We start from the raw sequence: 21,108 nt of genomic DNA on the forward strand, positions 1-21,108 counted from the left end.
TGCCGATCAAGCTCGGCAAACTTCAGTGAGTGGGTCTATTAGCCGGACATCTCTGTTTTGTCTGCACTCGACGGGGTGAGAGGAGGGCAGCGATGCGCGCATTCGCTTCGCCAGTTGTGCTTGCCGCACTCTGCACCACGAGCCCGGCCTTGCCGCAGACGGCGCAGACGCCGTTCGGCGATGTTGCCCATCACGTGGTCCGAGTGGACGGGCTTCGCTTCCACTATGTGACCGCAGGTTCGGGCGAGCCGGTCGTCCTGCTCCCCGGCTGGCCTGAAAGCTGGATCGCCTGGCGCAAGGTTATCCCACTGCTCGTCAAGGCAGGACGGCAGGTCTATGTGCTCGATCCGCGTGGCTTTGGTGACAGTGACAAGCCGCAAGGTGGCTACGATCTCGACACTGCCGCCCGCAACATGCACGACTTCCTGGCGGAGACGGGGCTCATTCGCCCCGGCGGCGTCGATATCGTTGGGCACGATGTCGGGACCTGGATCGCCCATGCCCACGCCGCGGCATATCCCGGCGAGGTCAAGCGGCTGGTCCTGACCGAATCCAATGTGCCGGGTGTCTCGCCGCCGGCGCCCGTGGGCATCCCGAGCGAGGCCGTGAATCTCAAGTCCTGGCAATTCGCCTTCAATCGGCTGATCGACCTGCCCGAGATCCTCGTGCAAGGGCGCGAGCGCGCTTATCTCGCCTGGCTGTACGGGACGAAGAGCACGCGAACCTACGCGATCGAGCCCGCCGCGCTCGACGAATATGTCCGTGTCTTCTCGCAGCCCGGAGCCCTGCGGGCTGGCTTCGCTTGGTACCGCACCGCGTTCAGCCCGGAAGGGCTTGCCCAAGCCAAGGCGCGCGCCGCCCAGCGATTGCCGATGCCCATGCTGGCGCTCGGCGGAGGAGACGGTGTCGGAGATGCTCTATACGCGGCGGTCGCAACGCTCGGAGACCGTGTCAAGGGCGGCGTGATAAAGGGCAGCGCGAACGAAGGCTGCGGGCACTTTCTGCCCGAGGAGTGCCCCGACGAACTTACCGCCGCGATCCTCGCCTTCTGGCGCGAGACTCCCTGATGAATATCAAGAAGCCAATGGGAGAGAGGTCGATGTCCGAAGACGTCAATCACGATCGCCGTCGCTTTTTGCGCAATGCGGCCATGACCGTTGCTGCGACCGAACTCGCCATGATCGGTTCGGCGGAGGCACAAACGAGCGGAGGAGCATCGCCCGCGATCAAGGCGGTGACGAGTACGTCGTTCGGCTCGCTGAAGCAGATTGATGCCGGCGTCCTGAACGTCGGATACGCAGAAGCCGGCCCCGCGAATGGCTCTGTTGTCATTCTTCTGCATGGCTGGCCCTACGACATTCACAGCTATGTCGATGTCGCGCCGTTGCTGGCATCGAAGGGTTACCGGGTCATCGTGCCCTACCTGCGCGGCTATGGCCCGACCCGCTTTCTTTCAAGTGAAACCTTCCGGAACGGCCAGCCATCGGCGCTCGCGGTCGATATCACCGCGTTGATGGACGCGCTCAAGATCGAGAAGGCGATCCTCGCCGGCTTCGATTGGGGAGCGCGGACGGCCAACATTATCGCGGCGCTCTGGCCGGAGCGTTGCAAGGCCATGGTCTCGGTCAGCGGTTATCTGATCGGCAGCCAGGAAGCCGGCAAGATGCCGTTGCCGCCCAAGGCTGAGCTCCAATGGTGGTACCAGTTCTATTTCGCCACAGACCGCGGCCGCGCCGGCTACGATCAATACCGGCATGATTTTAACAAGCTCATTTGGCAGCTCGCGTCGCCGAAATGGGATTTCGACGACGCCACATTCGATCGCACCGCGGCGTCCTTCGACAACCCGGATCATGTCAGCATCGTCATCCATAATTATCGCTGGCGGCTCGGCCTGGCGGCCGGAGAGCCGAAATATGACGATCTGGAAAAGCGGCTCGCCGAAGGCCCGATCATTTCCGTGCCGACCATTACGATGGAAGGCGATGCCAATGGGGCCCCGCACGCCGACGCCAGTTCCTATGCCAAGAAATTCTCGGGCAAATACGCCCACCGGCTTGTCACGGGCGGCGTAGGGCACAATTTGCCTCAGGAAGCGCCGCAGGCCTTTTTGGATGCGGTGGTCGAGGTTGATCGCTTTTGATCGGCGTTCGTCTGCTTCAAAGTCCCGCTCGCTGAAGTCAAACGGCGAAAAGCGTCGATGGATAGCGTTGCTGATTGCCGTTCGCAGTTCAAGGTGAGGACGCCATGGCCTTTGTGATCAAAGTCAACGGGAACTCGCATAGCGTCGATGTCGACGGCGACACGCCGCTCCTCTGGGTGTTGCGCGACGTGCTCGGCATGACGGGCACAAAGTTCGGCTGCGGCGCAGCGCTCTGTGGCGCCTGCACCGTGCATGTCGACGGCGTCGCAACTCGGTCCTGTGTCACGCCGATCGACAGCGTGGGCAGTTCCGAGATCACGACCATCGAGGCAATCGGCGCGACAGCGGCGGGCGCCAAGATCCAGAAGGCCTGGCTCGACCTGGAGGTCGTTCAGTGCGGCTACTGCCAGTCGGGGCAGATCATGTCCGCTTCGGCGCTCCTTGCGAGCAACTCACACCCGACGGACGCCGACATCGATGAAGCCATGTCCGGCAACATCTGCCGCTGCGGGACCTATCTCCGCATTCGTGACGCGATCAAGCAGGCCGCGCAATCGAGCGGACAGGGAGGCTAACCATGGCCATCGAGCACCTCCCATCCCGGCCCGGCGCCCCGGAACATGCTGGATCGGCGCTCTCCCGGCGCAGGTTCCTGCAGGTTGGAGTGGCCGCAGGCGGCGGTCTCATGCTGGGCCTGAGGTTACCGTTCGCCGGTGACGCCAGGGCGGCGGATGCCGATGGTTTCGAGCCGAACGCCTTTATCCGTATCGGCGGCGACGGACAGGTTGTCCTGACCATGCCCTATGTCGAGATGGGGCAGGGCACCTATACCTCGATCCCGATGCTGATTGCCGAAGAGCTGGAGGTCGACCTGCCACAGGTGCGGCTGGAACATGCGCCGCCGAACGAAAAACTGTACGCCAATCCGCTGCTGGGGGTGCAGGCGACCGGCAACTCGAACGCGGTCCGCGGGGCGTGGCGGCCCTTGCGCGAGGCCGGTGCGACGGCCAGAACCATGCTGGTGGCCGCGGCGGCAAAACGATGGAACGTCGATCCCGCGTCCTGCCGCGCGCAAAGCGGTGAGGTGCTTCACGCGCCGACCGGGAGACGGATCGCCTATGGCCAACTCGCCGCTGAGGCGGCCCGCATGCCCGTCCCGGAAAACGTCGCGCTCAAGCGACCGGAGGAGTTCCGTCTCATAGGCACCCCGGCCAAGCGGCTGGACACGCCGGCGAAGGTCAACGGAACCGCCGTCTACGGCATCGATGCTCGGCCGCCAGGCGTGAAGATCGCAACCCTGGCGCAATCGCCCGTCTTCGGCGGTCGGTTGAAGAACGTGGATGATACAGCGGCCAAGGCCGTGAAGGGCGTACGTCAGATCGTGCGACTCGACGACGCCGTCGCGGTCGTGGCTGACCATATGGGGGCGGCGAAGAAGGGGCTCGCGGCCCTGGTGATCGAGTGGGACGACGGTCCGCATGCCAAGCTCAGCACCAGTCAGATCGCGAGCGAACTCGAAACGGCGACGCTCAATCCGGGAGCGGTGGCGCAGGATACCGGCAACACCGACAAGGCCATGGCGAGGGCCGTTAGCAAAGTCGAGGCGATCTACGAGGTTCCGTTCCTGGCGCATGCCACGATGGAGCCGATGAACTGCACGGTTCACGTCCGCGAGGGCGGGTGCGAAGTCTGGGTCGGTAGCCAAGTCATGGCGCGCGTCCAGGCTGCGGCGGCGACAACAGCCGGCTTGCCCTTGGACAAGGTCGTGGTCCACAACCATCTGATCGGCGGCGGGTTTGGCCGACGGCTCGAAGCCGATGGCGTCATTCGGGCCGTCCAGATCGCCAAGCAGGTCGACGGTCCCGTCAAGGTCGTCTGGACGCGCGAGGAAGATATCCAGCACGACATGTACCGGCCCTATTGGTTCGATCGGATTTCTGCCGGTCTGGACGAGAAGGGCATGCCGGTCGCCTGGAACCATCGCTTTGCCGGCTCCTCGGTCATTGCGCGATGGCTCCCGCCGGCATTCCAAAACGGGCTCGACTCCGACACCACCGAAGGGGCGATCGATCTGCTTTATGCGCTCCCGAACGTCCACGTAGAGTATGTGCGGGTGGAACCTCCGGGCATTCCGACCGCCTTCTGGCGCAGCGTCGGGCCGTCACACAACGTGTTCGTGACGGAAAGCTTCATGGACGAACTGGCCGCGGCGGCAAAGCAGGACCCGGTTGCGTATCGGCTGGCCCTTCTCGACCAGGCGCCCCGCGCCAAAGCGGTCCTAGTGCTGGCAGCAGAGAAGGCCGGCTGGGGACAGCGATTGCCGGACAGGGTTGGCCGTGGCGTCTCCTTGCAGTACGTGTTCGCGAGCTATCTGGCCCAAGTGGCCGAAGTCGAGGTCTCGAAGGATGGTGCGGTTCGCGTCCGGCGCGTCGTCTGCGCCGTCGATTGCGGCACCGCCGTCAATCCCGATACCATCCGGGCTCAGATCCAAAGCGGCGTTATCTTCGGCATCACCGCGGCGCTCTATGGCGAGATCACGCTCAAGAATGGACGAGTCGAGCAAGCCAACTTCGACACCTACCAGATGCTGCGCATGAACGAGGCGCCGGCCATCGAGGTCTACATCGTCCAGAATTCCGAGCTGCCCGGCGGGATCGGCGAAACCGGGACCTCGGCGATCATGCCTGCGGTCGCCAACGCGGTGTTTGCTGCAACCGGCAAGCGCTTGCGGAAGCTGCCAATCGATCCCGCTGCGCTGAAGCAGTCGCCGTGAGTGGTGATCCTTGTGGCCCTCGCGGCAAGACAAGGAGGACCCGGACTTGATCCGGGCACCCACGTCTTTGCCCACGGTGTTGAGCCAGTCACCCGTCATCCCCGATCTCGTGCCGGCAATCCACGTCTTCTTCGCCCCGGCCCGTAAATTTCGCTTCGGAACGACGCGCTTCGCCTTCGTCATCACCGCACTTGTTGCGGCCATTCAAGCCTTTGCTTGCGACCTATCATGACAGCCGGCTTGTCGTTGTCCTGAGCGCATTCTGCTGAACAAAAATCGTCCGCGCGACTTTCCAGTAAGCTGAAGAACAGCAGCCCGAAGGCGCACGGATGCGTTCGCGTACGCGGTGGTTCCGAGAGTGCCGACATTGCAAGCTACCGCTACCAAACTCGGAGGATACGGATCATGTGTATCGGAAGAAGTACCGCGTTAGGCGTACTCGCAGTGTCCGTTGCCATGATGGTGGCGAGTCCGCAGGCGACAGCGCAGCAACCGAAAAAGCCCAACATTCTTGTGATCATGGGTGACGATGTCGGCTGGTTCAATGTCGGCGCCTACCATCGCGGGATCATGGCGGGCAAGACGCCGAACCTCGACAAGTTGGCGTCCGACGGCATGTTGTTCACGGACTATTACGCAGAAGCAAGTTGCACCGCGGGGCGCGCCAACTTCATCACAGGTGAGCTGCCGATCCGCACCGGATTGACCACCGTGGGGCAGGCTGGGGCCGACGTCGGCATCCCGGATCAGGCCGTCACGATAGCAACCGCCTTGAAGGAACAAGGCTACACCACGGGGCAGTTCGGCAAGAACCACCTTGGCGACCTGAACAAGTATCTCCCGACCTTACACGGCTTCGACGAGTTCTTCGGATATCTGTACCACCTCGACGCCATGTCCGATCCCTACTGGTTCTCGTTTCCAGCCGATCAGGACTTTTACAACAAATACGGGCCGCGCAGCCTGATCCACAGCTACGCGACAGACAAGGACGACTCCACCGAGATGCCGCGCTGGGGCAAGATCGGTAAGCAGAGGATCGTCGACGAAGGCCCCCTGCCGCCGTTCCCGGACATGTCGAACGTGCCGAACATGCACGACTTGCCGTTCCTGAAGGCGAAGTACGACATGACGACCTTCGACGAGGTGTTGGTCAAGGCCTCCAACGACTTCATGGACAAGGCCAAGAAGGACAACAAGCCGTTCTTCATTTGGCACAACACGACGCGCATGCACGTCTGGACGTTCCTGTCGAAGAAATACGGATCGCAGCAGAACAGTCAGACGGGCTACGGCCTCGAGGAAGCCGGCATGGCGCAGCTCGATGACAGCGTCGGCGCGCTGCTCAAGCATCTCGATGATATCGGCGAAGCCAACAACACCATCGTCATCTTCACCACGGACAACGGCGCGGAAGTGTTCACGTGGCCGGATGGCGGCATGACGCCGTTCAAGAACACCAAGGGCACCGTCGGTGAGGGCGGTTTCCGGGTGCCCAGCATTATCCGCTGGCCGGGCCAGGTTAAGCCGGGCACCGTCGAGAACGGCATATTCTCCGGCCTCGACTGGTTCCCCACATTGCTGGCGGCGGCGGGCGATCCCAACATTACCGACAAACTGCTGAAAGGCGTAAAACTCGGCGACCGGACCTACAAGAACCATCTCGACGGTTACAACCAGATGGATCTGCTCACCGGCAAGGGCCCATCCAAGCGCCACGAGTTGTTCTACTTCGGAGGCCCGAACCTCGGTGCGGTTCGTCTCGATGACATGAAGTTCACATTCTTCGAGCAGCCTTGGGGATGGCCGGGGGAAAAGATCACGACCGACATGCCCACGTTGGTCAATCTTCGCTGGGATCCTTTCGAGCGTACGCCGATACTTCGCGGTCAGTCGACTAACACCGGCGCGCCCGCCTACATGAACGACTTCTTCGCTCGCGAGTTCTGGCGCTTCGTCATGGTGCAGCAATACGTCGAGCAGTTGGCGCTGACGGCAGTCGACTATCCGCCGATGCAGAAACCCGCTTCGTTCAATCTCGACGCGGTGAAAGAGAAGATCAAAGAGACGCTTCAGTCCCGCGAAGGTCAGTAGCGAATCTCAAACCGGGAGCGCGCGGCGCGGTGCTGAAGATGCCGGTGACGTTCTTCTACGATGAGGGATCGGTTGCGTAAGGAACGCCGGTGATCCCGATCCGCTTCGCGTCGCGGGTCCCGGATCGAGATGGCCGGGACGAGCCCGGCCATGACACGGGTGGCGCGTGAGGAGGCGGATCCGCCGCTGGTTGTTGGAAAAGATGTCAAAGAGCAAGCGCCTTCGGGCTCGGAGCAGGATTGCTCCGGGCCTGAAGGGATCGAGGGAGGCGCGGCGTGCGGTCCGGCTCGATGGCAGATTGTGTAAGGAGAGCCGGCTGGGTGGCGATTGTAATGGGAGGCTTCTTCGGAAAACGCCGAGGGATAGCGTTGTTAAAGTTAGCAAGACGCCGAGCATCAGGTTACGAGGCTAACGAAATCCACGCGGCAATAGCTGGCGGAGCCGGAACGCCAGTCGGTCGCGCCAGTGCGGCTCCTTGACAAGCCGGAAGCCGAGATTGTCGGGCGGCGTGCCGACAGAGCAGCCGCCACTCTTCGGGTTGCGGATGAAGAAAGGTATCATCGTGCGATGCTGGCCCTCGACTACGTAGATGCCGCAGGTGCTAGTTTCGCCGACGGTGCGGTTGGCGGAGTCGAGCGTTACGCGGCGCTGGCAACTCTGCGTCCATTCCCAGACATTGCCGGCCACGTCGTAGATGCCGTGTTCGTTGGCCCCGAAGCTGCCGACCGGGCGCGGGGACGGGTCGCTCGCCGCCTTTCGGGCGGCCTCGCGCTCATAATCGGCAAGCCAGCGTCGGGCAGGATTGGCATCGTCCGGATCAAGGCCGCGCGCATCGTCAATGAAGCGGGAACCCGCTGCATGTGCCCATTCCCGGTCGGTCGGCAGGCGCCAAACCGCGCCGGTCTCGCGCGAGAGCCAGGTCGCGTAGTCGGTTGCATCGGCGTAGCTGACGCCGATGGCTGGCAGGTCGCCACGTAGTGGCGAACCATCAGGATGCTTACAAGCGCCCGCCGCGACACAGAGGACATAATCGGCAGCCGTTACCTGATAACGCATGATCTCGAGGGGCTCGTCGATCCTGACCGCGACACGGGGCGCGTCGACCGGTTTGCCGGCGCGATTGTACTCGCCGTCGAGCCGGTGCATCAGCGTTGCGGGTGGAATGATCGCAGTCTGCGGCAGAGGAACGGCCGAAGTCGTCCGGTGCACAGGAACAGCCACGATGAGCGCGGCAGTGCCAGCCATGCACAGAAGAGCGAGTGTGGTCAGCACCCTCTCAGGTGAAAGGAGGAGTGTCGTCGCCATGGGTATCGCCCCGTCTTAAAGGGAGGCGCCTCCTCGCCTGGACGAGGAGGCGAGGCGGAAGTCACATGCTGACCGGCGCCTGGATCAGCTTCATGAGGTCGTCGTTCCATTCGCCCTCGACCTTGAAGTGCCCGGCGGCTCCGAGCTCGAAGGCCTCGATCAGGTTGTGGTTGACGTAGGCGTAAATGCCCGGTTGCAGGAAGGTGTAGAGGGCCGCGCCCGCGCAGCCGCCGGGGATGAACCAGGTCTCGAGGTCGCGCTCCGGCGGGTTGCGGAACTTGCCGGTGGCCCAGACATAATCACCGTGGCCGCCAATCAGATGAGGACGGGTGTCGCGGTTAGCCTGCGAATGGACGATCAGAACCGTCTCGCCGACCTTGGCGGTCATCGCGTTCTTGCCGGTCAGGCCTCCAACCTTGCCGTTGAAGACGATATGACTGGGCGTCAGTGTGCGCATCGCCTTTTGCGTGTCCTCATACGCCTCGCCGGGGCTGGCGTAGCGCTTGAATTTGCCGTTCGCGTCGCGCGGCACGTAGAAGTCCTGCTCGCCGACGTAGTAGACGCGGTCGTACTTCAAGGGCTTTCCCTGGTGATCCTTCAGCCCGTCGCGCGGCAGCACCATAAGGGCGCCATTCATGCCGGCGGTGACGTGCCAGGGCACCATGCCGGGAGGGGCGCAATGATAGACGAAGACGCCCGGCCGGGTCGCCTTCCAGCGCAGCACGACCTTCTCGCCCGGGTTGACTTCCGTCAGTGCTCCCCCACCGAGCGCGCCCGTCGACGCATGGAAGTCGATGTTGTGCATCATCTCGTTCGTCGCGGCGCTGATCAGCGTGAGTTCGACATAGTCGCCCTCATGGACGACCATCAGCGGACCGGGCACCGTGCCGTTGAAGGTGAAGGCGAAGGTCTCGGTGCCGGCGTCATCAAGGACGATCTTCTTCTCATGGATCGTCATTTCGAACTCGACGACCTTCGGTCCGCTGGTGGCGACCTGCTCATGCGCATGCACGAATGGAGGGTCGACCAGCTTGACCTTAACCCGTGGCAGCTTGGCCACATCCGCGGCCGATGCCTTGGTCATAACCGCTTGTGCCTGTGCCGGCGCAGACGCTGTCGCCTGCACGAATGCCCCGCTGGCAGCCGCTGCTACCAGAATGTTGCGGCGGGTCAGTTTGAGTTCTTCACCCATTTCTTTCTTCCTTACTCGACGACCGGAGGTCGATCGGCCAGGAAGACCTTAGCGGTAGGGTGGGATCGCTCTTTGTTGCAAAGCAAATAATTCGGATGGTCGCGCCGTAGGCTGTCCTCCAGGTGGATGGCCGTGCGACGAGGCGAAATCCCCAACCGGGAGTGCGTGGCGCGGGTGCAGAAGATGCCGGTGACGTTCTTCTACGATGAGGGATCGGATGCGTAAGGAACGCCGGTGATCCCGATCCGCTTCGCGTCGCGGGTCCCTGATCGAGATGGCCGGGGCGAGCCCGGAACCCATAAACGCTGACGATACCGAAAGAGGCGCGGCGGCTCTCGCGCATCTTATCCGGCGAGAGCTACACGGAAACCCTTGCACCCTTGCAAGCCTTCACGAAGGCCGAGAGCCCAGCTTGCAACCCGTACATCGCATCGGCATCGCGCATGTCGACGGTCACGCCCGCTTCATGCACGATCCGTGCGGACATGGTGGTGAGCACTTCGTGCAAAGCGGCTTGCGCGTGAGACGCGCGGGGCGCGATGTTGATGAGCATCACCGGCTTTCCGGGAAAGTCCGTGCTGCCGACGAGCCAGTCGAGCGCATTCTTGAAGGAGCCTGGAATGCCGTGGGCATATTCGGGACAGGCGATCACCAATCCATCCGCTGCCGCCACCTGTTGCCGAAGCGCCGCGACAATCTCCGGCAGCTCGCTCATCTCCACATCGGGATTGAAATGGGGCAGGGCGCCGATGCTCTCATCCGGCGTGATCACAACACCCTTCGGCGCGAGCTTTTGCAGCGCGCGTAAGGCGCTGGTGTTGAACGAGCCCGCGCGCAGGCTGCCAGAGAGGGCGAGGAGGTGCATGGTGCTGAGGATTCTGAGAATCGGGGATGCTGAGCATGACAATAGCAGATTGAGTCTCCGAGCCCATTGACCCTTTACAGCCCGGCCATGACGGAAAGGAAGAGTCCGCTTACCTTCCTCTGTGTGGACCTAGATATTTGCTGAGCCACTTAGAGTTATTTGTTTCCGTACTGAAAACGAAACGCTCAGCCTGAAGTGCGCTTTGTATGTTAACGTGTCGGCAAACTTGAAATTTACTTAATCTTTCGATCCGATTTAAAGCCTCGCGATTTTGGGAGGCGAGGAAGGCTATTTTGGGTGTTAGTGGTAAGGCCCAAACACCACTGGAGTCCTTGATTGATCCGTCACGTATCAAGGGGCGATCTGCCAAAAGAAATGATCCATCTCCCGATCCCAAGCGAAGCAAATGCCAATGCGTTCTAAGTAAGGGTTCATAAGATCGCGGGCTGTCGGTGATTTTCTGAATTACTGTTAGTATTCTATCTTCGATTGTGGAGCCGCTTATTTTCTCAAAATAGACAGATGGTTTGTCATCAATCCCTTCGCGCTCAAAATGAGTGCGCACTTCGGTGTCAGTATCAAGTAAGTCGCTAAAGGAATTAGCTGTGGTTCGCAGCATCCTAACACTCGTCGGTCTGCGCGATTCCAAAGAAACAATCAAACGAGCAAAATCAAAACGTTGTTCGACATCAAGTTTGCTAGGGCCAAATTCGAGCAGCGCATTGCGGGCGACCGCTCCCTTCGTATCAATCTGTCCGAAAAAAATTCGCTCTATGGCGTCTCTCCCCAATTGATGAGAGCTTAGGGAAAGCAGATCGATCTGGCAGCAGAAGCTGTCTAGCCCCTTTCGTTTGCAGGCGATCTCTTTACGCTTTTGATCCCAATAATAGCCCCACAAGTTCAATTGGCGCTTTGACTCTTCTATTAACCAAGGGCGTAGAAGCAGTTTCGGTACGAAATGGTGATTGCGGGCTTCTTGCATGACTAGGAGGCTCAAGCCTTCCAAATGCTCATGTTGGGATCCGATCGGACCTTAAAAGGCGAGTCTTCTAAGTAAAAAGGGCAGCCTTTACTAGGCTACCCTTTTAATTGCTGCTGCAACGTACTTGCATCGGCGATCGTGTAGATGCCCCCAAAGGATGCCTCATACATACCATCAAGGTATTGGAAAATAAGGGCTTTCTAATTGGGAATGCCTCAACTTGGAGGTGATGCTACCTATCAGATTACCTCACCTCAATACTCATCAGTACGCCTCACTCTGAGGCACACTTTGGCGGTCCGCATGAAAAAGCCCCGGCATGCCGGGGCTTTTGGAGTGGATCATACCTCTTGAGATCGGAGGTTCGCACTTTCAAACGCATGTCTATGGTTTCAGGTTCATCACCATGTCCCGCTCATAAAATGCGGCATGCACTTCTCCCGTTGCAAACGCCGGGACGACACGAGCCGAGGTCAACATCGTTTTCAGCTTGCGGAAGTGGATACCCCTCTCTTCGGCGGCGACATGAAGCGAGATGTACCTGCTCATGAAGACGTCGAGATCGTCTTGGCGAACGACTTGCCTAGGACAGCGGTTCACAGGGTTGATCTCGATATGGGAGGGGAGGTGCCCACAGCCGATCAAAGCCTTCAGAACGCGCGTACTGGTTTGAAGCCTCCGTTCGGCCTGAGGCAAAGAAAGGCTGCCATTCGCTTGTCCCTGAACAAAAGGCTTCACCTCCTCGGAATCAACCAGCACGGACAGATAACCGGCAACGTCGGCTCGGCGCCTGACCCTTGTCAGCTTCCGGTCGAGGATCAGCCGCACGATCTCCATAGCCGAACAGCATGCACGCTTGGCCGCCTCGGGAATTCGGAAAAGACGCGCCGCCTCCTGGTCATCTTTGACCTCTGGTGCATTCTCACTCAGGAGTTCAAGGAAAGCAGGAGATCCTTGATCTCTCCGATGGTCTGATTTTGGTCGTTGACGATATCGAGCCCAACAAGATTGTAACTTAACACATCCGTCGGCTTCGCCCTCTCGAACTCGGGCGAGACCGATGTCGCGGTTTGGGCCAATGCGACTCCACCCAACAGAGGCACGGTGGCAAGAGCGATCAATATGTAACGCATTCTGTTCTCCTCATGAGTATCACAATACGCAATCAGGCAATCGAACGCTCAAAGCTCCAAGCTGAACTTACTCTCAGTGCTCCCGACGTGCGCGAGTAGCGGCAGCCTTCTTGGCAGATGCGGATCTTTCGCTTTTCGGCCTCGCCGCTGAGGCGGCGCCACCTATTCGACCCCCCTTATGTGCTGCCGGATTCCCCGTAGACTTACCGCGTCCGGAGCCGGATTTCTTACCCCCGGCATCATCCTTGTTGACCGTTGCCCAAGCCCGTCGTTCGGCTTCCTTCTCGGGTACGCCGCGCTCCTCGTAGTGCTCGGCAATATGATCGGCCTTCCGCTCCTGTTTGGGCGTATACTTTGACTTATCTCCGCGAGGCATCGCTCATATCTCCCAGATGCTTGCCAACGACAGAAGGGAGGAGCGGTTCCAGAGTAAGCGAGAGTACGCTACCTCAATCGGCTCATCCCAACGCGATGGCTCTCGTCGCCGCACGGCGCGAACGGGGAACACGCACTCCGTAGCCGCAGTTGTCCCGCATCGATGGCACAGGATTCGGCCATGCCGTCCGATCAGGAATTCGAGATCAAGCTTCAGCTTTCGGACGAAGCCGCCGACAAGTTGGCAACCATGCCCCAGGTTGCCACAGCACAACTGCGCACAGCTCATCTTCAGTCCGTCTACTTTGATACGCATTCGCGCGCGCTGCAAAAGGCCGGCTTACAGCTGCGGATTCGGCAGGATGGCCCAAGGCGGGTGCAAACGGTCAAAGCTGGCCATGGTGTCGTCCGAGGCGAATGGGAGCGAGAAGTCGAAGGACAGCTTCCCGACCTGGGGGCCGCCACAGGCAGTCCGGCGGAGCGGCTGTTGAAGAAAAGGAAGGTGCGCAACGACCTCATCCCCCTGTTCTGGGTCGACATCGAGCGGCGGAAGGGCTTGCTCCTGTATGACGGTGCCGAAATTGAGCTAGCAATCGACCGGGGGCGGGTTGTTACCGGAAACGACGACGAGTCGATCTGTGAGGCCGAGCTAGAGCTGAAGCAGGGCGAGCCGGAGGCGCTATTCGAACTTGCCCGAGCCCTTGGTGGACCTGTGAAGGCGGCCGTTTCCGTCGTCAGCAAGGGCGACCGTGGCTATCGGCTGGCCAGCGGAACTTCGCAAACGCCCGAGCGTGATCTGCTGCTGTCTCTCAACGCGGGGGAGAGCACCGCCACGGCCATCCAAAGCATTTTACGCGCCTGCCTACGCCAATTGTCGGTCAACGACGGCCTCCTACGCCAAACGCGCGCCGAAGAGCCCCTGCATCGAACGAGAGTGGCTGTCCGGCGCATCCGGGCGGCCTTGTCCTTGTTCAAACCCATTCTCGTAGGCCGGGAGGCGGATGAGATCCGTGCTGGTTTCAAGTGGATTTCCGATCTTTTGGGCGAGGCGCGGGACCTCGATGTCTTCCTCGCAAAGAGATTGGACCAGGTTCGTCTCCAACACGAGCACAGTCCAGGTTTCGAGGACCTCCGGCGGCAGATCAGAGATCGCCGCGAACATGCCTATGATCAGTTGCTTGCGGCTCTCGTCTCCGAGCGATACTTCAATCTGATGCTGGCGACCCAACGCACAATGGAGCTCGGTGAGTGGCTGTCGGACCCCGACAGCGTTGCCCGGCTTCACCGGACGCAGCCAATCGAGGTCTACGCCGCCGACGAACTGCAACGGCGGTTCGCAAGCGTCATGAAAGCTGGGCAAAAGCTGGCAAGGCTTGATGCGAAGCGGCGCCATCGGGTCCGGATCAAGGCAAAAAAGCTTCGATACATGGCTGAGTTTCTTCAGTCGCTGGCGCCACGCAAGCCATATACCGACCTCGACAATGCGCTGCACGACCTACAGCGTTCCCTCGGGAAGCTCAACGATGCCATCGTCGGACGCGAATTCATGGTTTCCATCTCAGGAGATACGGCGCTAAAGGCGAATCCTCAGGCCTCCTTTGCCGCCGGTATCGTCGCCGGCGCGACGACCACGCCCGAAAAGCAGATGATCTTAGCCGAGAAGGCTATTAAGCGGTTGAGCAAGCGGAGGCCATTCTGGCACAAGTTTTAGCAGAAACGGCGCGACATACAGGATTGTCACTTGCACGGGCTCCCCGAACCGTTCAGTCGTTCCCTTGTCAGTAAGCACGCACGGGATAAAGTTTTTCAGGACGTACGTTCTCGCATGAGCGGAGATCGCCGAGATAGGGTGTCCGGATTGCGCGTAAGAATTGCGCATTCTGTGCACCTCACTCGGCGATCCACCGGTGGCGTTGCGCAAAGCCAAGGCCCATTGCTGCCCTGTTGCTCATCGCCACACAACTCTAAACCTTCCCGTTGGAAAAGGTTTCCCCTCTCGCTGACCAATCGAACTGCGCAATCTGGAACTCTCTCATCGATGGCTGGAATTGAGCGGAAGGTTCGCTGACATTCTGCCGACATTCTATAGAAAAAGAGCCGCCAAAAAGGGGCTCTTTTTCGGTCCGCTATGACGCTAGCGCTTGCCGCCTTTACGCCCTGCTTCGGAGGCTTTCTCGGGATCCTTCTTGAAGTTCTCCGAGCTGCCCTCGCCGCCTTTCTTGGCGATTTCGCGCTGCTTGTCTTCATCCATCGACGCGGAGCCGCGTCCTGAGCCTTTACTCTGGGGCATCGTCACTCTCCTACAAATCCCACATGGCACTGCATATGGTTGCGAAGACAACGGTGCCTTTTGCGCTCGGTTCGACCTGCGCAATAATGATCAAATTGCGGGCCGCAAGAATCTCAAGAATCTGATGTGTCAGCTTCGGGAAACCAATTCCTTGCTTCGCTGGGCACGGCGACAGCAGATGCCACCTGGCCAGGAGCCAATGTCTTCTTCAGTGACGCTTCGAACCACCTCGGACACACAGGCGTTCTGTTGTTTGAATCGTTTCGGGAGCAACGGTAATGTCAAAAAGCATCTTCCTAGCCAGCGCCGTGATCGTCGTCCTTACATCCGGTTCAGCTCTCGCACAGTCCGGCGGCGCTGCGGTGGGCGCCGGAGCAGGTGCGGCTGGCGGGGCTGCCGTTGGCGGTCCGGCGGGCGCAGCAGTAGGCGGTGTCACCGGCGCGATTGTCGGCGGTATCGCGGATCAGCAGCAGCGAGAATTTCGTGATTACGTCACGACACAGCATATTCCCTCGTACACCTATAAAGAGGAAGTGCGCGTGGGCGCTGTTTTGCCTGAAGAGGGCGTAGTCCTTCGCGAGGTCCCGACCCAATACAAGGTGAAACAGTACCGTTACACCGTCGTGAACGGTATTCCTGTGCTTGTGGAGCCCGGTACCCGCAGGATTGTGCAGGTTCTTCACTAGGCTGAAGCCGCTATCGGCGCTCGCTGCGTTCCGTCGGCGACCGCCCTATAGTAGTACGTCGGTAGAACTCGGGTCCAGAAAGGCCCCACGTCGTCTGCTCGATGGCGGGGTTAAATGCCGTATGGGCTTTTCATCGGTAGCCCGGCGACGCGAGGTTCACTTCCGTCGGGCAACCCGCTATGGCTCCGGTTCCGACGGATCAGCCGAGCCGCAGTTTTCGATCCGGACCTTCTCACCTCCGTCACAATGCGAGCGCTCGTGATCCCTGCGAATCTCTCCAGCGCCGGAACATGCGCCCTAAATATGGACCATGTGCAACAACTATGAACAGCATGTCCGGTGGAGCGCGTACTGCAAAATGATGCGGGCGCTCGAACTTGGGATCCCGACCAATCAGAGCGAAGCCGAGCTTCCGCAGGCCGACGACATCAGGATCAACGATACGGGTCCCGTGATGCGAGCCGCGGGAAATTTGATTGAGTTGGTTCAGATGAACTTCAGCCTTCCGCCGTCAGGAAAGGGCGGTCCTGTGTTCAATTTCCGCTCGGAGGGGCGCCGCTTCGACGGCAGCACCCGCTGTCTGATCCTGGCATCAGCTTTCTTCGAGTTCACGGGCAAAAAGTATCCCAAGGTGAAGCATCGATTCGCCCTGAATGGCGCTCCGTTTATGACATTGCCGGAATTTGGCGGGAAGGACAGGCGGATCGACCGCCGGCATTCGCGATGTTGACGACTGAGCCAGGACGGGATGTAGCGCCGTACCATGATCGCCGATTTCGTTGAAAAACTCGACGGTGAGATCGTTCACAGCGCTGAGGCCGCCGAGGCGTCCTAGAATTTTGCGCGCGGGAGTTAGGCGCACTCCTCACAGGGCTGCTGCCACGGCCAAGCGGTACGGCGGCCTGAGCTTTGCCAGTCTCCTGAGGTTTTGGGCGGTTGCGGCAAGGGGGAATTCGTCGCGTGCCCCGCACGGGCCTCGCAGCCTCAGGCGAGACATCCGCAGGATGCGCTTGAGGTGAGCGAACAGCATCTCCACCTTCTTGCGCGCGAGCGCTCATAGTCCGGTGTGCCAGCAATTGCCCTGCCGACATCGCGTGCGTCTTCATGGAGATCGCGTGGCACCTTGCGCATGGGAGCGTTCGGGCAGCAGCGTGGTTTCAGTTCGCAAGCATCGCAATCCTTCTTGCGGGCTCGGTAAAGCCGGGTGCCTTCACTGGTGATGCCCGATCGAGGCGTCGCATAGCTGCGATGGAATTGCTTCAGTTCCTGTCCCGCCGGGCAGACGTAACGATCGTGTTCGCCGTTCCAGACGAAGTCGGCGCGCGAGAAGGTTCCATCGGTTCGGGTGGATTTGTCGAAGACCGAGATGATGATCGGCCGGCACATGCTCATCGAGACTGAAATCGTAAAAAAGTTGTACCGGAGCCGCCTGAAATCCCATCATCCGCATGATCCCCCGCAAATCACTCAGGGGATTGAATCATGCGTCCCAAGCATCAGCAACAGTGGGTTTTTCAACAATATTCGCCAAATGCGGACGTTGCAACAGAAAGCAACACCGCAATACTCTGCCATCAGGTGATTTGATACTTGAGTCGACGTTGCACGAAGGCGGGCCGCGAACCTTCGAGCACCCTTACGATATGCCCGTTGGTATTCGGGTTCTCGATCGCGCCGCAATCATAGCTGAACCTGTAACCGTTCACCTTGTCCAACCGGACATAGACGATCTGTTCGGCATCGGCTCCGACCGCGAGGTTTGGGTTATGCGTCACCAATATGACCTGCCGGGTTTTCTTCGCGTCGCGAATACACCTTGCGAGTACGGCGAATATGCTGTCGTTGTCGAGATTGTCCTCGGGTTGGTCGATGATGAGGGGCGAGCTATCGGTGTCCAGGTGTAGGTAGAAGACCAGCAGCAGAAGCCCCTTCTCTCCGGGGGAAAGCTGGTTCAGGTCTTTGCCTCCCAGTCTCAACTCGTACCGGGGTTCGAAGTATTCGAGGGAATAAAGGAAGTCGTAGAATTTCTTGACGTCTTTGGTCTGCCGTCTGATGTCACCCGATTTCATCGATCCGACCACATCGTCCACAAAGGCAAAGATGCTTTCGAAGGAGTTCCAGTCGACTATCGATAGCTTCTGCTGAAGGGCGCGTGCGCCTTCCGCGACTCCGCGGAAAGGACCGCTCACGTTTTGGTTCAGATGGTTGAAGAATTCATCACCGAATTTGGCAGACGGTACAAAAGACGCGTCAATCGACACCTTGAAGTCGCCGGTACTCACCGCGGTGAGTCGCGACTCGACCTTGGTTTTCAAACCCTCGTAGAAGGTTCTTATTTTGTGCTTGCTTTCGAAGAGGGCCAAGCACAGCGCCTTGCGATCTTCATACGCCTTGGACAACTCACCCGGCAGATCGTTGTCGATCCGGGCAATGCGGGCCTCCAGTTCCGCGATCGTACCTAGTTTCGGCGAGTCCTTTTGACCGACGATATCGCTGATCTGCTCGGATATCTCGCGGACGGCCTGCACATACCTTTGATAGCGCTGTTGAGGTGCCGAGAGAGCGGCGCGCATCTCGGCGATGCGATCGGCAATATATTTCTGCGCGGCACGCAGGTCGGGTATACTGGCGACTTTGGAAAGATCGGTCTTTGAATCGAAAACCATGGCGCTCTCGCGCTCAATCGCCGCGATTTCTTCGTTCACAGCCGCAATCCTCTTCGTGACCTCTTCGAGGTTGACGGAAAGACTGATGACTTGGTCAACATCGAAGCCAAGACCACTATACTTGGTTTTGAAAACCTCCTTGTCACCTTGCACACGGCTTTTCAGGGCATTTACGGCGTCTCTGAAGTCACTGACCTCTTGCAATGTAGTCTTATGCCAACCGAGCCGTGTGACGGCGCTCTTTTCACGCGCAGCAAGGTCGTCCAGCAACCGGGTTTGCGACGCGATTTCTTCTGTCGCCGCTTCCTGTTCCGCACTCTGGGCAGCCGGGGCAGCTTCCTCCGGAGGCTTCGACGCGTCGAGTGCGGACACCTGCTTCTGAAGGACCCCTAGTTCCGCCTGCAGTTTGGTTTTGAATGCAGGTTCGTTCTGTTCCTCGAGTTCGAGAATCCTGATGTTGAGTTCCCGCAGCTTCGTCTTGATCTGGCTAGCTTCCTGTCGACTGTTCAACGTCTTCCGTTCTTCGAGATCGCGGAAGCTCTTGGCGTCCATCTTGTCGCTGATGTCGACGTGCGAGAATACGACGTCTTCGATTTCTCGACGCAGTGCCTGGACTTCGATTTCGTTCGTCAGGCTCTCGAAGTAGTTCTGTGGCAGGTATTTGACCGCCTCCGGCTCGAGTACATCGACATCATTGTTCAGAGTCCGTTCGACAACGCTCTCGCTCTTCCATACGAGACGACCCGAAAAATTCTCGGCGAACCCGGGCCGCTTGAATTTCCTGTTGGTCTGACTGTCGGTTAGAAACGAGAAATATTTCGCTTGGCGAGTATTTCCGAGCAGCGCGACAATATCCGCGACAGCGCTTTTGCCGCTTCCCTTATTCCCTATTATGGCAGTCAGCTCAGGGTTGAACGGGATTTCGACGTTCCGAAACCAGGTTCCGTTATGACCGGCATAGGTGGCGAGGGGATTGATCTCCAGCCTGTCGATGAACTGCGTCGCCTCGCGTTCGAGCCGGACGAGAACGATTGGACGGTCTCCGACAAAGACGCGATGTTCCGGTTCGAAGATCGTCTGACGGAGACCTCGAAAAGTCAGATTTGCCTTGATCCAGGTCGATTGATAACTCGGTTCGTCGCCTGTTAAACGTCCGAGGTCCTCAAAGGAATGAGCGTCACTGGCATCATAGAGGGGCTTAGGCTCCGACTTCGACCCGTCCTCGTACCGAGAGTCGCTCAGAAAGAATGCCGTGCTGCGCGACTTCCCAAAGAAAGCGCTACTGATCCTGTCGAGTTCATCGGAAATGGATTTGCTACGCTGCGAATTTTTGGCGGTACCGCGTAGGCCATCGTTTCCGGCGGCGGTAACGATAATGTATTGCTCCGGCGCGAAGCATCCTTTTAGGGAGTCCATGACATCATGTATGCTGACGGTGGCCGCAGCGTAGTTCGCAGATGTCAGTTCACTGCAGCGTAACCGTCTGCCACCGACGGATATATGCGTTTCAAGGTCATTGAGGAACTTGCTCAAGGCTTCGGGCGACGCGACAGCCGGGTCTATCAGAACATGCGTGTTGACGTTTTTGCCGTCGATGCTGACCGTCTCGGTCAAACGCAGCTCCAGGTTCGGAATCAACAGCTTGGTCGAGTCCGGATACAATTGGCGATACCGCTTGACGGTATTCATGTAGCCGTCGAACGAAAAATAGTCCGTTATGCCAAAGGCCTGGACCTCGGATTGTTCGAGAATATCCACGAAGCGTTTCCACGTCGCGTCGTCCGGTTTGCCATATCCGCAAGAGAGCTTCGTACCGGGCGCGTGTAAATGCAGGTCCCACTTAAGCCACTGCGATCCTCGATGAGTCTCTCGTTTGGTAGCACGCGGCGTCGGGGACTCGCTCATCCGAAGCACTCCAGGTGACGGGTTTCCGATCCGAAGAAGCCGTGCCTGTCGTCCGGCGGGATCACGAATCTGCGCCTAGATAAAAGCGCGGGTACAATCTAGCCGGGTGAAAAAAGCAATCAAGGCGTGTTCTCACGACCTTAGAGCAACAAGCACCGCCTGACGCCGAAAGATGAAAGTCTGTGGTAGAGCAAGCCTCGCCAATTTGGACACGGCTCCATAGTGACGCCTGGCGCAGCGGCAGGTTCTCGACGTTGCGGCGAACAGGTCGGGCTGCCGCCATTGCCCGCCCGCATCCATGCCCTTCAGCCGCTCGGCCTTACCCGTCCAGTTGAGGTGGGGCGTTTGCATTCGCTTGTGCTCGATCAGCGCGTCCTTCATCGCTTGCGGATCGTTGCTGGGCGTGCTCCAGTACTTGCAGAAAGAGCTTGTTTTCCATGGCACTATCGCGCGCATCTTGCGATTACATGCCCAAATCATCCGTCAGGCGTGGCCATTTTTGAAGAAGGCTGGACCACCCGGCTCCTGCTATGCCGTTCGCTGGCTGTGACGCTTCCGACGCAACTCGCCGGGACGAAGGCAGAGTTCCGGATCGATCGCGAAAAAGCCCGCCTCAAGGGGTGAGGCGGGCTTTGGCGTTATTTGAGGCGCGCTATGGGGTGATTATGGCCATCCTTTGCGAGCGTCCTCAGATCGATG

The 21,108-nt window shown here is 59.4% G+C and carries 18 protein-coding genes and 1 pseudogene; 9 read left to right on the forward strand and 10 right to left on the reverse strand.

The window, feature by feature from the left end; genetic code table 11:
* The first annotated feature begins 92 nt into the window (after positions 1-92).
* The 6 genes from HB375_RS12005 (at position 93) to HB375_RS12030 (ending at position 7,010) form a co-directional block, all read left to right on the forward strand.
* Entirely contained in the window at positions 93-1,067 is a 975-nt protein-coding gene (locus tag HB375_RS12005) for an alpha/beta fold hydrolase (protein ID WP_167673206.1), read from the forward strand.
* Between the two features lie 32 nt (positions 1,068-1,099).
* Positions 1,100-2,143 (forward strand): alpha/beta fold hydrolase, encoded by a 1,044-nt coding sequence (locus HB375_RS12010; RefSeq protein ID WP_167673207.1) that lies wholly within the window; start codon positions 1,100-1,102, stop codon positions 2,141-2,143.
* A gap of 104 nt (positions 2,144-2,247) precedes the next feature.
* On the forward strand, positions 2,248-2,718 hold the full coding sequence (locus HB375_RS12015) for a (2Fe-2S)-binding protein (protein ID WP_167673208.1): 471 nt from the start codon (positions 2,248-2,250) through the stop codon (positions 2,716-2,718).
* Positions 2,719-2,720: 2 nt separating this feature from the next.
* Positions 2,721-4,916 (forward strand): xanthine dehydrogenase family protein molybdopterin-binding subunit, encoded by a 2,196-nt coding sequence (locus HB375_RS12020; protein ID WP_167673209.1) that lies wholly within the window; start codon positions 2,721-2,723, stop codon positions 4,914-4,916.
* 46 nt (positions 4,917-4,962) lie between these two features.
* A complete protein-coding gene (locus tag HB375_RS12025; protein ID WP_167673210.1) occupies positions 4,963-5,148 on the forward strand; it encodes a hypothetical protein in 186 nt (61 codons plus the stop codon).
* Between the two features lie 224 nt (positions 5,149-5,372).
* On the forward strand, positions 5,373-7,010 hold the full coding sequence (locus tag HB375_RS12030; RefSeq protein ID WP_425515175.1) for an arylsulfatase: 1,638 nt from the start codon (positions 5,373-5,375) through the stop codon (positions 7,008-7,010).
* A 408-nt stretch (positions 7,011-7,418) separates the two neighbouring features.
* Here HB375_RS12030 and HB375_RS12035 read toward each other — a convergent pair whose 3' ends face one another.
* The 7 genes from HB375_RS12035 to HB375_RS18245 form a co-directional block, all read right to left on the reverse strand.
* Positions 7,419-8,315, reverse strand: a complete 897-nt coding sequence (locus tag HB375_RS12035; protein WP_167673212.1) for an SUMF1/EgtB/PvdO family nonheme iron enzyme — start codon at positions 8,313-8,315, stop codon at positions 7,419-7,421.
* Between the two features lie 61 nt (positions 8,316-8,376).
* Positions 8,377-9,507: a copper-containing nitrite reductase gene (gene nirK / locus HB375_RS12040; RefSeq protein ID WP_167673213.1), complete on the reverse strand. Its 1,131-nt coding sequence runs from the start codon at positions 9,505-9,507 to the stop codon at positions 8,377-8,379.
* A 358-nt stretch (positions 9,508-9,865) separates the two neighbouring features.
* On the reverse strand, positions 9,866-10,372 hold the full coding sequence (locus tag HB375_RS12045; RefSeq protein ID WP_167673214.1) for an NADPH-dependent FMN reductase: 507 nt from the start codon (positions 10,370-10,372) through the stop codon (positions 9,866-9,868).
* Positions 10,373-10,481: 109 nt separating this feature from the next.
* Complete coding sequence (locus tag HB375_RS12050) at positions 10,482-11,354, reverse strand: DUF4238 domain-containing protein (RefSeq protein WP_167673215.1); 873 nt, start codon at positions 11,352-11,354, stop codon at positions 10,482-10,484.
* A 384-nt stretch (positions 11,355-11,738) separates the two neighbouring features.
* The gene (locus HB375_RS12055; protein WP_167673216.1) at positions 11,739-12,182 is read right to left on the reverse strand and encodes a hypothetical protein; all 444 of its coding nucleotides are present in this window, start codon (positions 12,180-12,182) and stop codon (positions 11,739-11,741) included.
* Positions 12,183-12,280: 98 nt separating this feature from the next.
* Complete coding sequence (locus tag HB375_RS12060; RefSeq protein ID WP_167673217.1) at positions 12,281-12,487, reverse strand: hypothetical protein; 207 nt, start codon at positions 12,485-12,487, stop codon at positions 12,281-12,283.
* Positions 12,488-12,560: 73 nt separating this feature from the next.
* Complete coding sequence (locus HB375_RS18245; protein ID WP_167673218.1) at positions 12,561-12,863, reverse strand: plasmid stabilization protein; 303 nt, start codon at positions 12,861-12,863, stop codon at positions 12,561-12,563.
* Positions 12,864-13,043: 180 nt separating this feature from the next.
* Between HB375_RS18245 and HB375_RS12070 the strand changes: the two genes are divergently transcribed.
* The gene (locus tag HB375_RS12070) at positions 13,044-14,573 is read left to right on the forward strand and encodes a CYTH and CHAD domain-containing protein (protein ID WP_167673219.1); all 1,530 of its coding nucleotides are present in this window, start codon (positions 13,044-13,046) and stop codon (positions 14,571-14,573) included.
* A gap of 423 nt (positions 14,574-14,996) precedes the next feature.
* Here the strand turns inward: HB375_RS12070 and HB375_RS12075 are convergent, their stop codons facing one another.
* Positions 14,997-15,152: a con-10 family general stress protein gene (locus HB375_RS12075; RefSeq protein ID WP_167673220.1), complete on the reverse strand. Its 156-nt coding sequence runs from the start codon at positions 15,150-15,152 to the stop codon at positions 14,997-14,999.
* Between the two features lie 278 nt (positions 15,153-15,430).
* Between HB375_RS12075 and HB375_RS12080 the strand changes: the two genes are divergently transcribed.
* Together HB375_RS12080 and HB375_RS12085 are read left to right on the forward strand one after the other, a co-directional pair.
* Positions 15,431-15,838, forward strand: a complete 408-nt coding sequence (locus tag HB375_RS12080) for a DUF1236 domain-containing protein (protein ID WP_167673221.1) — start codon at positions 15,431-15,433, stop codon at positions 15,836-15,838.
* A 358-nt stretch (positions 15,839-16,196) separates the two neighbouring features.
* Positions 16,197-16,568 carry an SOS response-associated peptidase family protein gene (locus HB375_RS12085; protein WP_425515172.1) on the forward strand — a complete coding sequence of 124 codons (372 nt, stop codon included), beginning with the start codon at positions 16,197-16,199 and terminating at the stop codon, positions 16,566-16,568.
* Between the two features lie 135 nt (positions 16,569-16,703).
* Here HB375_RS12085 and HB375_RS12090 read toward each other — a convergent pair.
* Together HB375_RS12090 and HB375_RS12095 are read right to left on the reverse strand one after the other, a co-directional pair.
* A pseudogene (locus HB375_RS12090) lies at positions 16,704-17,206 on the reverse strand (transposase); the annotation flags it as partial.
* A gap of 206 nt (positions 17,207-17,412) precedes the next feature.
* Positions 17,413-20,409 carry a TrlF family AAA-like ATPase gene (locus tag HB375_RS12095; RefSeq protein ID WP_343232403.1) on the reverse strand — a complete coding sequence of 999 codons (2,997 nt, stop codon included), beginning with the start codon at positions 20,407-20,409 and terminating at the stop codon, positions 17,413-17,415.
* Positions 20,410-21,108 lie beyond the last annotated feature (699 nt).

It is taken from the genome of Microvirga terricola (assembly GCF_011777495.1).
In the GTDB taxonomy this organism is placed as follows: domain Bacteria; phylum Pseudomonadota; class Alphaproteobacteria; order Rhizobiales; family Beijerinckiaceae; genus Microvirga; species Microvirga terricola.